The organism is Streptomyces sp. NL15-2K (genome assembly GCF_030551255.1).
Classification (GTDB): Bacteria; Actinomycetota; Actinomycetes; order Streptomycetales; family Streptomycetaceae; genus Streptomyces.
Genome location: NZ_CP130630.1, coordinates 11,909,322 through 11,923,797, shown reverse-complemented (window position 1 = coordinate 11,923,797; position 14,476 = coordinate 11,909,322). Strand labels below are relative to the sequence as shown.

At 70.4% G+C, this 14,476-nt stretch carries 10 protein-coding genes; 7 read left to right on the top strand and 3 right to left on the bottom strand.

Features of this window, described 5'->3' with window-relative positions:
* Positions 1-100: 100 nt before the first annotated feature.
* Positions 101-2,242 (bottom strand): glycogen debranching protein GlgX, encoded by a 2,142-nt coding sequence (glgX, locus tag Q4V64_RS52270; RefSeq protein ID WP_124445515.1) that lies wholly within the window; start codon positions 2,240-2,242, stop codon positions 101-103.
* Positions 2,239-2,751: a pep a2 gene (locus tag Q4V64_RS52265; RefSeq protein WP_124445514.1), complete on the bottom strand. Its 513-nt coding sequence runs from the start codon at positions 2,749-2,751 to the stop codon at positions 2,239-2,241. Before Q4V64_RS52265 ends, glgX begins: the two co-directional genes overlap by 4 nt.
* Before the next feature lie 300 nt (positions 2,752-3,051).
* On the opposite strand from Q4V64_RS52265, the gene Q4V64_RS52260 reads away from it, so the two are divergent.
* From Q4V64_RS52260 to Q4V64_RS52235, 6 genes are all read left to right on the top strand, one after another.
* Positions 3,052-3,351, top strand: a complete 300-nt coding sequence (locus Q4V64_RS52260; protein ID WP_124445513.1) for a DUF5133 domain-containing protein — start codon at positions 3,052-3,054, stop codon at positions 3,349-3,351.
* Positions 3,352-3,423: 72 nt separating this feature from the next.
* Entirely contained in the window at positions 3,424-5,421 is a 1,998-nt protein-coding gene (locus Q4V64_RS52255) for an alpha-1,4-glucan--maltose-1-phosphate maltosyltransferase (protein ID WP_124445512.1), read from the top strand.
* Positions 5,418-7,136, top strand: a complete 1,719-nt coding sequence (treS, locus tag Q4V64_RS52250) for a maltose alpha-D-glucosyltransferase (RefSeq protein ID WP_124445511.1) — start codon at positions 5,418-5,420, stop codon at positions 7,134-7,136. The genes Q4V64_RS52255 and treS overlap by 4 nt, the downstream gene beginning before the upstream one ends.
* Positions 7,137-7,164: 28 nt before the next feature.
* Positions 7,165-8,526, top strand: coding sequence for a maltokinase (locus Q4V64_RS52245; protein WP_124445510.1), 1,362 nt, complete (start codon positions 7,165-7,167; stop codon positions 8,524-8,526).
* A gap of 3 nt (positions 8,527-8,529) precedes the next feature.
* Positions 8,530-10,737, top strand: coding sequence for a 1,4-alpha-glucan branching enzyme (gene glgB, locus Q4V64_RS52240; protein ID WP_124445509.1), 2,208 nt, complete (start codon positions 8,530-8,532; stop codon positions 10,735-10,737).
* A 169-nt stretch (positions 10,738-10,906) separates the two neighbouring features.
* Positions 10,907-11,995 (top strand): glutamate--cysteine ligase, encoded by a 1,089-nt coding sequence (locus tag Q4V64_RS52235; RefSeq protein ID WP_124445508.1) that lies wholly within the window; start codon positions 10,907-10,909, stop codon positions 11,993-11,995.
* A 75-nt stretch (positions 11,996-12,070) separates the two neighbouring features.
* Here Q4V64_RS52235 and Q4V64_RS52230 read toward each other — a convergent pair whose 3' ends face one another.
* Positions 12,071-12,304 carry a DUF6480 family protein gene (locus Q4V64_RS52230; protein ID WP_124445507.1) on the bottom strand — a complete coding sequence of 78 codons (234 nt, stop codon included), beginning with the start codon at positions 12,302-12,304 and terminating at the stop codon, positions 12,071-12,073.
* A 154-nt stretch (positions 12,305-12,458) separates the two neighbouring features.
* Between Q4V64_RS52230 and Q4V64_RS52225 the strand changes: the two genes are divergently transcribed.
* On the top strand, positions 12,459-14,363 hold the full coding sequence (locus Q4V64_RS52225) for an AMP-dependent synthetase/ligase (protein ID WP_124445506.1): 1,905 nt from the start codon (positions 12,459-12,461) through the stop codon (positions 14,361-14,363).
* The last annotated feature ends 113 nt before the right edge of the window (positions 14,364-14,476 follow it).

Below are 14,476 nucleotides of genomic sequence, written 5' to 3'. Positions count from 1 at the left end.
GTCCGGCGGATCGGGTCGCGGGAAAACGGCGGCGCCCTACCGGACGCAGTCGGGCGTGCGCCACTGCGGCATGATCCGCCGGCCGGACACACCCCCACCGTCACCGGCCGCTACGAGACGGCCTCGACAGCAGCACCAGGCTGCGCGCCTCGACGGTCAGCTCCGTACCGGCCTTGTGCTCCGACTCGTCGGCGCCGTGCGGCTCGGCGGTGTCGATCACGGTGGTCCAGCGCTCGCCGTAGCTGACGTCCGGCAGCCGGAAGTCCACCGGCTCCCAGTAGCCGTTGAGCAGGAGCAGGAACGAGTCGTCCACGACGGGGCGCCCGCGCGGGTCGGGTTCGGCGATGGCGTCACCGTTGAGGAAGACGCCGACCGAGTGCGCGTCGGAGCGCTGCCAGTCCTCGTCGCTCATCTCGCGCGCGTCCGGGAGCAGCCACACCAGGTCGGGCAGCGGCTGGCCGGCGTGCGTCACGGTCTCGCCGCGGAAGAAGCGGCGCCGGCGCAGCACGGGGTGCTCGGCGCGCAGCCGGATCAGGTGCCGGGTGAAGTCACTCAGGGCGCGCTGTTCGTCGGTGAGCCGCCAGTCGATCCAGGAGATGTCGTCGTCCTGGCAGTAGGCGTTGTTGTTGCCGCGCTGGGTGCGGCCGAGTTCGTCGCCGTGGCAGAGCATCGGGATGCCCTGCGACAGCAGGAGCGTGGCCAGGAAGTTGCGCTGCTGGCGGGCGCGCAGATCCCTCACGGCCCGGTCCTCGGTCTCGCCTTCGGCGCCGCAGTTCCAGGAGCGGTTGTCGCTCTCGCCGTCCCGGTTGCCCTCGCCGTTGGCCTCGTTGTGCTTGTCGTTGTAGGAGACGAGGTCGCGCAGGGTGAAACCGTCGTGCGCGGTGACGAAGTTGACGCTGGCGCGGGGGCGGCGCCGGCTGTGCTGGTACAGGTCGGCGGAGCCGGTCAGCCGGGAGGCGAACTCGCCGAGCGTGTGCGGCCGGCCGCGCCAGAAATCCCGTACGCAGTCCCGGTACTTGCCGTTCCACTCCGACCACAGCGGCGGGAAGTTGCCCACCTGGTAGCCGCCCTCGCCCACGTCCCACGGCTCGGCGATGAGCTTGACGCGGCTGATCACCGGATCCTGCTGGATCAGGTCGAAGAACGCCGACAGCCGGTCCACCTCGTGGAACTGCCGCGCCAGCGTGGCCGCGAGGTCGAAGCGGAAGCCGTCGACGTGCATCTCGGTGATCCAGTAGCGCAGCGAGTCCATGATCAGTTGCAGCACGTAGGGGTGGCGCATCAGCAGGCTGTTGCCGGTGCCGGTGGTGTCGTAGTAGTGCTCCCAGTCGCCGTCCACCAAGCGGTAGTACGAGGCGTTGTCGATGCCCCGGAAGGACAGGGTGGGGCCCCTCTCGTTGCCCTCGGCGGTGTGGTTGTAGACCACGTCGAGGATCACTTCGAGCCCGGCCGCGTGCAGGGCCTTGACCATCGACTTGAACTCGGTGACCTGCTGGCCGCGGGTGCCGTGGGCGGCGTAGCCGTTGTGGGGCGCGAAGAAGCCGATGGTGTTGTAGCCCCAGTAGTTGGACAGGCCGCGGTCCTGGAGCACGCCGTCCTGCACGAACTGGTGCACCGGCATCAGCTCGACCGCGGTCACGCCGAGCGAGGTGAGGTGCTCGACCACCGCGGGGTGCGCGAGACCGGCGTAGGTGCCGCGCAGCTCGGGCGGGACGTCGGGGTGGGTGCGGGTGAGTCCCCGCACGTGCGCCTCGTAGATCACACTGTCGGCGTACGGCCGCCGCGGTGGCCGGTCGTCGCCCCAGTCGAAGGCCGGGTCGGTGACCACGCCGAGCATGGTGTGCCCGGCGCTGTCGGCCGGGGACGGGCCGCCCGGCGTCCGCTCGAAGAGGGAGGGGTGGTTGTCCACCTGCCCGTCCACCGCCCGGGCGTACGGGTCCAGGAGCAGCTTCGCCGGATTGCACCGCTGGCCCAGGGCCGGCTGCCACGGCCCGTGCACCCGGTAGCCGTAACGCTGCCCCGGGCCGATCCCGGGCAGGTAGCAGTGCCACACGAAGCCGTCGACCTCGGTCATCGGCACCCGCGTCTCGCGGCCGTCGTCGTCGAAGAGGACGAGGTCGACGCGTTCGGCGACCTCGCTGAACAGCGCGAAGTTGGTGCCCTTGCCGTCGTGGGCGGCGCCCAACGCGTAGGGGTGCCCGCTCCAGACGGGCACCCCTTTCCGGTGCGATGGCGCGGTCACCGCGCGTCCTGGAGGACGCCGTCCGGTGTGCTCGTGGGCCCGGCCAGGGCCGCGACGGGCATCTCGCGGGGCACCTGGAGCCCCTCGCGCAGGCTGGGCGCGGGGGCCACCGGCACCAGCGGGACGCGTTCGCCGGCCCGGGCGCGCTGCGAGAACCAGATGACCTTGCTGCCGGTGTCCGTGGCGCAGCAGCCCCAGCCGTCGCTCATCGCGGCGATGTGTTCCAGGCAGCCACGCAGGTCCTGGTCCGGGCGCAGCTCGCAGTCGTTCTCACCGATGGCGGTGATGAGGTGCTGGCCGTTCCACCACATCTCGATCGACGCACTCTTGTCCGTGGCATGCTCGTCGATGGCCTTCAGCAGCAGCTCGGCGCCGTGGCACACGGGCTCGACCAGGTTCTCCAGGTCCCAGTACCGGAGGTGAGCGGCCAGGATGCGGCTGACCTGCCCGACCCGTTCCGGGCTGACCTCCACGTCGAGGTGGTAGTAGCAGGGCGATGCGGTCTTCATCGTCGTTGGCTCCTCACCGGCGAAGCTCTCGCTTCCCCTCGCCCCCTGCGGGGCCGGGGCCCCGAACACGAAGCGTGAGCACTGATCGCTTCTGAGTCACCTCAAGAGTGGGGGTCGTACGCCATACGTGCAACACGAGCGCACCACCGAGGTGGTTGAAGCTCCAACAAGACGCTGAGTCGCCATGCGTGCACCATGTGTGAAGACCTCGATGCCCGTAACGGACCCGTGCGTGCCGCGCACGGCCGCCGCCCGACGGTCGGGAGACGTGCCATCGAGCCCTGGAAGGTGAACGGCGCCATGCTGCTACCGGCCAAAGCCGAAGTGGCCCGGCAACTGCGGCGGTACCGGGCGTGGGAACGCATGATGCTCGCGGCCCCCGACGATCGCAGGATCCGGGCCACCTTCGAGGACTCGGGCTACACGCTCTGTGTGCTCATGGGGAAGCGCTGCGCGCGCGAGGCCGCCGACGCCGCCGAACGGTATCTGTGCACCAGTCTGGTCGCCTACCTCCGGGAGGAGGACGAGCGGCCCCGCACGCGTGCCGGCGGCCGACGCGGCCCTCCGGCGACGGACCGGCGTTCCCCCGCGGGGAGGTAGAGGCCTTCCGGCGCAGCTTGGATCACCGGCCGTGCCACGGGCCCGGCCTCGAGCACGACGGAGGTGAGATGCGTGAGCTCGACCCAGGCCATCGGCCGCATCCCGGTACGAGACGTCCGGCCGACCGTGGAATGCGGCAGACGTCCGGCGAAGGCGGTCGCGGGCGAGACGTTCGAGGTCACCGCGACCGTGTTCCGCGAGGGTCACGACGCGGTCGCCGCCAACGTCGTCCTGACGGCCCCGGAGGGCGGACACGGCCCGTGGACGCCGATGCGGGAACTCGCCCCCGGCACCGACCGGTGGGGCGCCGAGGTCACCCCCGACGTCGTGGGCAACTGGACGTATCGCGTCGAGGCCTGGAGCGACCCGCTGTCCACGTGGCGCCGCACGGCCCGCATCAAGGTTCCGGCCGGGATCGACACCGGGCTGGTCCTGGAGGAGGGCGCCGACCTGTACGAGCGGGCGGCGGCCGGAGTCCCGGCGGGCCCGGCGCGGGCGGCGGTGCTGGCGGCTGTGGAGGTGTTGCGCGACGACTCCCTGCCGGTCGCGACGCGTCTCGCCGCCGCGTTGACGCCGGAGGTGGACGCGGTGCTGGCCCGGCATCCGCTGCGGGAACTGGTCACCGCCTCCCAGACCCTGCCGCTGCGGGTGGAACGCGAACGCGCCCTGTACGGCTCCTGGTACGAGTTCTTCCCCCGCTCCGAAGGCACCCCCGAACGCCCGCACGGCACCTTCCGCACCGCCGCCCGCCGCCTGCCCGCCATTGCGGCCATGGGCTTCGACGTGGTCTACCTGCCCCCGATCCACCCCATCGGCACCACCTTCCGCAAAGGCCGCAACAACACCCTCTCCGCCGGACCCGACGACGTCGGCGTGCCCTGGGCCATCGGCTCCCCCGAGGGCGGCCACGACGCCGTCCACCCCGACCTGGGCACCCTCGAGGACTTCGACCACTTCGTGACCCGAGCCCGCGAGGTGGGGCTGGAGATCGCGCTGGACTTCGCCCTGCAGTGCTCCCCCGACCACCCCTGGGTACACAAACACCCCGAGTGGTTCCATCACCGCCCCGACGGCACGATCGCGTACGCGGAGAACCCGCCGAAGAAGTACCAGGACATCTACCCCATCGCCTTCGACGCCGACATGGACGGCCTGATCGCCGAGACCCTGCGCGTCCTGCGGCACTGGATGGACCACGGGGTGCGGATCTTCCGCGTCGACAACCCGCACACCAAACCGGTCGTCTTCTGGGAGCGGGTGATCGCCGACATCAACCGCACCGACCCCGACGTGATCTTCCTGGCCGAGGCGTTCACCCGCCCGGCGATGATGCACACCCTGGCCCAGATCGGCTTCCAGCAGTCCTACACCTACTTCACCTGGCGCAACAGCAAGCAGGAACTGACCGACTACCTCACCGAACTCTCCGGGGAAGCGGCCGCCTACATGCGGCCCAACTTCTTCACCAACACCCCCGACATCCTGCACGCCTACCTCCAGCACGGCGGCCGCCCCGCCTTCGAGGCACGGGCCGTACTGGCCGCCACCCTCTCCCCCACCTGGGGCATCTACAGCGGCTACGAACTGTGCGAGAACACCCCGATCAGGGAGGGCAGCGAGGAGTACCTCGACTCGGAGAAGTACCAGCTCAAACCCCGCGACTGGGAAGCCGCCGAACGCGAAGGCCGCACCCTCACCCCCCTCATCACCCGGCTGAACACGATCAGACGCCGCCACCCCGCTCTGCAACGGCTCAGGAACATCCACTTCCACCACACCGACAACGACGCCCTGATCGCGTACAGCAAACGCACCGACGCGGACACCGTGCTGGTGGTCGCCAACCTCGATCCTCACCGCGCCCAGGAGGCCACGGTCTCGTTGGACATGCCGCAGCTCGGCCTGGACTGGCACGAGCCCCTGTCCGTGCACGACGAGCTGGCGGGCGAGACCTACCACTGGGGCCGGAACAACTACGTGCGGCTGGAGCCCGGTCGGGCGCCCGCGCACGTGTTCCGCGTCCAGCGGTCGCCCGCCGCGCCGCAGATCGGAGGATCCCCCGCGTCATGACCGTCAACGAGCCCGTCCACGACACCTTCGAGGACACCCCCGCCAAGGACCGGGACCCGGAGTGGTTCAAGCGCGCGGTCTTCTACGAAGTCCTCGTCCGCTCCTTCCAGGACAGCAACGGTGACGGCGTCGGCGACCTCAAGGGCCTGACCGCCAAGCTCGACTATCTGCAGTGGCTGGGCGTCGACTGCCTGTGGCTGCCGCCCTTCTTCAAGTCACCCCTCAAGGACGGCGGTTACGACGTCTCCGACTACACCGCCGTGCTGCCCGAGTTCGGTGACCTCGCCGACTTCGTGGAGTTCGTGGACGCCGCGCACCAGCGCGGCATGCGTGTGATCATCGACTTCGTCATGAACCACACCAGCGACCAGCACCCGTGGTTCCAGGAATCGCGCAAGAACCCCGACGGTCCGTACGGCGACTATTACATGTGGGCCGACGACGACAAACAGTTCCAGGACGCGCGGATCATCTTCGTCGACACCGAGGCCTCCAACTGGACCTTCGACCCCGTCCGGGGGCAGTACTACTTCCACCGCTTCTTCTCCCACCAACCGGACCTCAATTACGAGAGCCCGGTGGTGCAGGAGGAGATCCTGGCCGCCCTCCGCTTCTGGCTGGACCTGGGCATCGACGGCTTCCGGCTCGACGCGGTGCCCTATCTGTACGCGGAGGAGGGCACCAACTGCGAGAACCTGCCCGCCACGCACGACTTCCTGAAGCGGGTCCGCCGCGAGATCGACGCGATGTATCCGGACACGGTGCTGCTGGCGGAGGCGAACCAGTGGCCGGAGGACGTCGTCGACTACTTCGGCGACTACGCCAGTGGCGGCGACGAATGCCACATGGCCTTCCACTTCCCGGTCATGCCGCGCATCTTCATGGCCGTGCGACGGGAATCCCGGTATCCCGTCTCGGAAATCCTCGCCAAAACCCCCGCCATTCCCTCGAAGTGCCAGTGGGGCATCTTCCTGCGCAACCACGACGAGCTCACGCTGGAAATGGTCACCGACGAAGAGCGCGACTACATGTGGGCGGAATACGCCAAGGACCCCCGCATGCGCGCCAACATCGGCATCCGGCGGCGGCTGGCGCCCCTGCTGGACAACGACCGCGACACGATCGAGCTGTTCACCGCCCTGCTGCTGTCCCTGCCGGGCTCGCCGATCCTGTACTACGGCGACGAGATCGGCATGGGCGACAACATCTGGCTCGGCGACCGGGACGCCGTCCGCACCCCCATGCAGTGGACACCGGACCGCAACGCCGGTTTCTCGTCGTGCGATCCCGGGCGGCTCTACCTCCCCACGATCATGGATCCGGTCTACGGCCACCAGGTCACCAACGTCGAGGCGTCGATGGCGTCGCCCTCCTCGCTGCTGCACTGGACCCGCCGCATGATCGAGATCCGCAAGCAGAACCCCGCCTTCGGCCTCGGCTCCTTCACCGAGCTCCAGTCCTCCAATCCGGCGGTGCTGGCCTTCCTGCGGGAGTACGAGGACGACCTCGTCCTGTGCGTCAACAACTTCGCCCGGTTCGCGCAGCCCACGGAGCTCGATCTGCGCGAGTTCGACGGCCGTCATCCGGTCGAGCTGTTCGGCGGGGTCCGTTTCCCGGCCATCGGTGAACTGCCGTATCTGCTGACCCTCGGCGGCCACGGCTTCTACTGGTTCCGGCTCTCCCGAGTCGCATCCCGCATCGGTCGACGACTTTGATCGTGTGCCGACGAAAGGACGCGTCACCATGCCGAAGACCGCATCTCTCCGCCGCAGACCCACGGTCGTCCCCGATCCCATGGCCTCGCTCGGTGAATTGCTGCGCGAGTGGCTCCCCCGGCAGCGCTGGTTCGCCGGCAAGGACCGGCCCGTCACGGAACTCGCACTGCTGTCGATGACCGAGCTGTACCCGGGCTGTCTGCACCTGCTGGTGCACACCGGTCACGCGGGAGTGCCGGCTCCCTGCTGGGCCGGCCCGGCCGGTGACTGCTACCAGCTGCTCCTCGGCGTGCGCGAACACATGGCGCCCCGTCTCGGCCGGGCGCTCATCGGCAGGGCGGAAGAGGGCCCGCTGGCCGGCATGACGGTGTACGACGCGTTGCACGACCCCCGGTCGGCGCAGCTGCTCCTGGAGCGGCTGCGGCACCCCGGCTCGGCCGGCCCCCTGCGTTTCGAGTGCGATCCGTCCGTGCCGGTGCCGGCCGGGCTGCCGCCGCGGTTGCTGGACGCCGAACAGTCCAACTCCTCGCTGGTGTACGGCGACGAGTTCATCCTGAAGGTCTTCCGGCGCATCCAACCCGGCGTCAACCCCGACCTGGAGGTGCCGCGCGCGCTGGCCGACGAAGGCTGCCGCCGCGTCCCCGCCCCGGTGGCCTGGTTCAGCACCACGCATCCGCAGGACGCGACGCTCGGTGTGCTGCAGCCGTACCTGCGCGACGCGTCCGACGGCTGGACGCTGGCGCTGCGCGCGCTCGGCACCGGTGACCACTTCGCCGCGCAGGCCCGCGAGCTGGGGCAGGCCATGGCGGAGGTGCACCTCGCGCTGGCCTCGGCCTTCCCCCCCGGCACCCACGGCGAGAACGGCCGTACGGCGGCGGCGATGACCGAGCGGCTGGACTCCGCCGCGCACTACGTGCCGGCGCTCAAGCCGTTCGTCCCCGGCCTGCGGAGCGCCTTCGGCGCCCTCGCCACCTGTGACGCCGGGCCGCCCGCCCAGCGTATCCACGGTGACCTGCATCTGGGACAGGTGCTGCGCGCGGGGCGCGAGTGGTTCGTCATCGACTTCGAGGGCGAGCCGTCCCGTCCGCTCGCCGAGCGGTGCAGCGCCCAGTCCCCGGTGCGGGACATCGCCGGCATGCTGCGTTCCTTCGACTACGCGGCCCGGCAGCGCCGCCCCTGGCGCCCGGAGTGGGCGCGCCGCTGCCGGGAGGCCTTCTGCGCTGGCTACGCCGCCCGCGCCGGATGGGATCCGCGCAAGAAGCACGGTCTCCTGCGTGCGTACGAGACCGATCGGGCGGTGTACGAAGTCCTGTACGAGGCCAGGCACCGCCCGGACTGGCTCCCCGTACCCATGGCGGCGATCGAGCGTCTCGCCGTGAGAGGAGACTGAACCGTGGCCCTGCGCGACACTTCACTGCCCGAACCGTCCGGACCGGCCCGCCGCACCGCGGCGCCCGCCCTGGACCCCACCGACCGTGGGCGCTTGCTGTCGGGGGCCCATCACGACCCCCACGCGCTGCTCGGCGCCCATCCGGTACCCGGCGGGATCGTCTTCCGGGCCCTGCGCCCGTTCGCCCGCTCGGTGAGCGTCGTGATCGGCGGCGAGCGCAGCCGGCTCGACTCGGAGGGGGACGGCCTGTTCTCCGGGGTCCTGCCGCTCGACGCGATCCCCGCCTACACGCTGCTGGTGGCGTACGCCGACGGGGAGCAGGAGGTGCACGATCCGTATCGCTTCCTGCCCGCCCTCGGCGACATCGACCTGCATCTCATCCGCGAGGGCCGGCACGAGCAGCTGTGGAAGGCGCTCGGCGCGGAGCCGATGACCCACCAGGGCGTGACCGGCACCCGCTTCACGGTGTGGGCGCCGAATGCCCAAGGGGTGCGCCTCGCCGGGGACTTCACCTTCTGGGACGGGCAGGCGTTCCCGATGCGCTCCCTCGGCGCGTCCGGTGTGTGGGAGCTGTTCCTGCCGGGCATCGGCGAGGGCGCGCGGTACAAGTTCGAGATCACCTCGCGCTACGGCGGCCGGTTCCTCAAGGCCGACCCGATGGCGCGACGCGCCGAGGAGCCGCCCAACACGGCGTCCGTCGTCACCTCTTCGCGATACGAGTGGGGAGACCATGAGTGGATGTCCCGGCGCGGGGACGTGCCGGTGCACGAGGCCCCGTTCTCGGTGTACGAGGTCCATCTGCCGTCCTGGCGGCCCGGCCTGACGTACCGGCAACTCGCTGAGGTCTTGCCCCAATACGTGAAGGACCTGGGCTTCACCCACGTCGAGCTGATGCCGGTCGCCGAGCATCCCTTCGGCGGCTCCTGGGGTTACCAGGTCACGTCCTATTACGCGCCGACCGCACGGCTGGGCACCCCCGACGACTTCAAGTACCTGGTGGACGCCCTGCACCGGGCGGGCATCGGCGTGATCATGGACTGGGTGCCTGCGCACTTCCCGAAGGACGACTGGGCCCTGGCCCGCTTCGACGGGGACCCGCTGTACGAGCCGGGGGACGACCGGCGGGCGGAGCATCCGGACTGGGGGACGTACGAGTTCGACTTCGGGCGCGTCGAGGTGCGCAACTTCCTGGTGGCCAACGCCGTGTACTGGTGCGAGGAGTTCCACATCGACGGGCTGCGCGTGGACGCGGTCGCCTCGATGCTCTACCTCGACTACTCGCGCGACTCGGGGCAGTGGACGCCCAATGTGTTCGGGGGGCGAGAGGACCTGGACGCGGTGGCCTTCCTCCAGGAGATGAACGCCACCGTCTACCGGCGGGCGCCGGGTGTGGTGACGATCGCGGAGGAGTCCACGGCCTGGGACGGGGTGACCCGGCCCACCGACAGCGGCGGTCTGGGGTTCGGGCTGAAGTGGAACATGGGCTGGATGCACGACTCGCTCGGCTACGTCAGCCACGAGCCGATCCACCGCAAGTACCACCACAACGAGATGACCTTCTCGATGGTGTACGCCTACAGCGAGAACTACGTCCTGCCCATCTCGCACGACGAGGTCGTCCACGGCAAGCAGGCCCTCGTGTCCAAGATGCCCGGCGACTGGTGGCAGCGACGGGCCAACCATCGCGCCTACCTGGGCTTCATGTGGGCCCACCCCGGCAAGCAACTCCTCTTCATGGGCCAGGAGTTCGCCCAGGGCGGGGAGTGGTCCGAGGAGCACGGGCCCGAGTGGTGGCTGCTCGACCCCGGCTACTGCGCCGAAGGCGACCACCGGGGCGTCCGTGACCTGGTCCGCGACCTCAACACGGTCTACCGCGCGACCCCCGCCCTCTGGCAGCGCGACACCGACCCCTCCGGCTTCCAGTGGGTGATCGGAGACGCCGCCGACGACAACGTCTTCGCGTTCCTGCGCTTCGGCGCCGACGGCACTCCCCTGCTGGCCGTCTCCAACTTCTCCCCCGTCGTCCGGCACGACTACCGCCTGTGGGTTCCCGACGGCATCCCCGCCTGGCAGGAGACCCTCAACACCGACGCCGGACGCTACGGCGGCAGCGATGTCGTACATCCCGATCCGATCAAGCCGGAGGACGGAGCCGTCCGGCTCACGCTACCGCCCCTCGCCACGGTGTGGCTGACGCCGCTGCCCGGCTGAGAGTGGCGAACGTGCGTGCCGGGCGTCGCGAGCCGGCGCCCATTCCGTTCTGAGCTCTGAGGCCGGTGCGGCCGGCCGGAGGTGTCCGAAGGGCCCGGGAGGGGCAGTCGGGGCGTACGACGGAGCAATCCTCGTCGTCGCCGCAGAGAGGCCACAGAAGGGCAATCACGTGCGCACCGTCGGAGTGGAGGAGGAGCTCCTCCTGGTCGACCCGGAGACCGGCGAGCCGCAGGCGCTGTCCGCCGCGGTGCTCGCGCGGGCGGCGGTGGACGAGGCCGACCACGACCTTTTCGAGAAGGAGCTGCACAACCAGATGCTCGAATTCGCGACGCATCCGCAGTCGGGCATGGAGGAGCTGCGTGCGGAGATCGTCCGCTGCCGCAAGGAGGCCGCCCGGCACGCCGGGGAGAGCGGATGTGCCGTCGCCGCACTGGCCACGTCGCCGCTGCCGGTGAGTCCCTCGGTCGGCATGGGCCGGCGCTACCAGTGGATGGCGGAGCAGTACGGGATCGCCACCCAGGAGCAGATGGTGCTGGGGTGCCATGTCCATGTGTCGGTGGAGTCGGACGAGGAGGCCGTGGCCGTCGTCGACCGCATCCAGCCGTGGCTGTCGGTGCTGTCCGCGCTCAGCGCCAACTCCCCGTTCTGGCAGGGCAAGGACACCTGCTACAGCAGTTATCGCAGCCGGGTGTGGCAGCGGTGGCCGTCGGCCGGTCCGACCGAGCCCTTCCGCTCGGCCGAGCGCTATCACCGGCGGATCGCGGACATGGTCGCCACCGGTGTGATCCTCGACGAGGGGATGATCTACTTCGACGCCCGGCTGTCCCGCCGGTATCCGACGGTCGAGATCCGCGTCGCTGACGTCTGTCTGCACGCCGACACCGCCGTGCTGCTCGCCGCCCTCGCCCGCGGCCTCGTCGAGACCGCCGCACGCGAGTGGCGCGCGGGCCGGGGGCCGATGGAACACAGCGTGAGCCTGCTCCGGCTGGCGGCCTGGCGTGCCGCCCGGTCCGGGCTGACCGAGGAGCTGCTGCACCCCGCGACCATGCGGCGCATGCCCGCGGAGACGGTCGTGCGGGCGCTGCTGGACCACGTCGGGGACGCCCTCTCCGACAGCGGCGACCTCGACCGCGCCCGCTCCGGCTGCTCCGAGCTGCTGCGGCACGGCAACGGCGCCCGGGTGCAGCGCGAGCTGATGGAGCGGACCGGGAGCCTGCGGGACGTGGTCACCGAGTGCGTGCGCCTGACGCAGACGTGAGGTCTTCTTCGGGGCTACGACTCTCACACGACCTCTCACGGGACCTTTGAAGGACTTCTCAGAGGACAGGCCTTCTCAGAGGATCAGGACGAGGGCGTACACCAGGAAGAACGCCGCGACGAGGACGACCAGGGCGAGGATCAGTGTCAGCGGTCCCTTGGCCCAGCCCGTGGGGGGATTGTGCGTCTCCCTCGGGCCCGCCTCGGGCAGGCTGCTCTCGGCCGGCGGGGTCTCCCCGGGCGGCACGCCGCCGCCCGGCTCCAGACCGGTGCTGCGCTCGGGTTCGGGATCAGGGTTGATGTGACTCATGCGGTCCGAGTCCCCCCAACCCGCCGAGATCATCGGGGCATGTGCCAGTTCTCCGTTCCCGGCACCGCGCGCCGTCACCTCGGCTAGATTCGACCACCGCAAGGTAACCGTGCTCGTCGGCGGAGTCACACCCCGTACACATCAGGAGCAGCGCATGCGCAATCTCGCTCTCGCTCCCCCGGCCGTCTCCCCCCTGACCGGCGGGCTCGCCGACAGCGTCTTCGAGACGGCCGAGCTGAACCCCACCCTGCCGCTGCTGGCGCGCCGCCCGGACGCCGCCTCGACCACGTGGGAGGAGGTGACGGCCGTGGAGCTGCGGGACCAGGTGGTGGACCTGGCCAAGGGGCTGATCGCGTCCGGCATCTCACCGGGCAACCGCGTGGCGATCATGGCACGCACGCGGTACGAGTGGACGGTTCTCAGCTACGCGCTGTGGGCGGTGGGCGCCGAGGTCGTCCCCGTCTATCCGACCTCCTCTCGCGACCAGGTCGAGTGGATCCTCAGGGACGCCGGCTGTGCGGCCGTGGTGGTCGAGGACGAGCAGGCGGTGATGACGGTCGGCTCCGTGTGCGCGAGTCTGCCCCGGCTGCGGCACGTCTGGCAGCTGGACGCGGGAGCGCTGGAGCAGCTGGCGGCGCGGGGCGAGTTCATCCCGCTCGCCACGGTCGACTCGCTGCGCCGTATCGTGCTGCCGGACTCCACCGCGGTCGTCGCCTACACCTCCGGCACGACGGGCCACCCCCTGGGCTGCGCGCTGAGCCACCGCAGCCTGGCGAGCACCTGCGACACCCTGCTCGCGGGCTGGGGCCAGACGGCGACGCCGCCCGGAGAGCAGGGTTCCGCCCTCGCCTTCCTGCCCTTCTCGCATGTGTACGGCCTGATGATCCAGAGCCTGTGCCTGCGCGGCGGTCTGCTGATGGGCCACCAACCCGACCTGGGCGAGGAGGCGCTGGCGTCGGCGCTGCGCTCCCTGCGGCCGACCTACTTCTGGGGCGTCCCGTCGATGTTCGAGAAGATCTACAAGAATTTCCTGCGCACGGCACAGCAGTCGGGCCGCGGCGCGTTGTTCGAGCGGGCAGCCGAGACGGCGCGGGACTTCGCCGCGGCCTGCGAGCGACAACGGCTGGGCGAGGGGCCGGGTCCCGGTTTCGACCTGCGGCTGCAACACGCCCTGTACGAACGCACGGTGTACCGCAAACTGCGGGGCGCGCTCGGTGGCCGGGTGCGCCGCGCGACCTCCGGCGGGTCCCCGCTCAACCGTGAGTTGTCCCTCTTCTACGAGGGCATCGGCATCTACGTCAACGACGGCTACGGGCTGACGGAGACCTGCGGCGGGGTCACCATGCAGCCGCTGGGCCGGGAGAAGTCCGGGACCGTCGGGCGGGCCCTGCCGGGCACGGACATCCGGGTCGCCGACGACGGGGAGATCCTCGTGCGCGGGCCGTCGGTGTTCCAGGGCTACGTGGGCGACGACAGCGCTACACGGACCGCGCTGCACGGCGGCTGGCTGGCCACCGGGGACATCGGGCGGCTGGATCCCGAGGGCTATCTGACGATCACCGGCCGCAAGAAGGACATCATCATCACCAGCAGCGGCAAGAGCGTCGCCCCGGCCGTCCTGGAGCACCGGCTGCGGATGCACCCGCTCATCCACCAGGCGGTGGTCGTCGGTGACAACCGGCCGTGCGTGGGTGCGCTGCTCACCCTGGACCCGGAGTTCCTCGCGCACTGGCGGGCGGCCCTGGCGCTGCAGAGCGACACGCCGAGCCGGGAGGCCCGGGAGGAGAACGCGCTGCGGGAGGAGATCGCGCGGGCCGTGGCGGCGGCCAACAGTGCCGTGTCGCGCTCGGAGTCCATCCGGGTCTTCCGCGTGCTGCCGGAGCCGTTCGACATCGCCAGCGGGTTACTGACGCCCTCGATGAAGCTGCGCCGGGACCTCATCGTCAAGACGTACGCCTTCGAGATCGACGCGATGTACCAGGCGCGCTCGCGCGGTGGACGGCAGCGCGTGCCGGACGAGCTGTCGGCCTGGGACGACGCGGACAACGTGTTCCGGTGAGGGCGGCACCGACCCCGGCGTGCGAAGAACGCGTAGGCTCCGCGCCCCCGGGAACACGCAACAGTGGCGACGCAAGAGACAGCAGAAGACAGCAAGAGGGAGGCAAGAGGCAG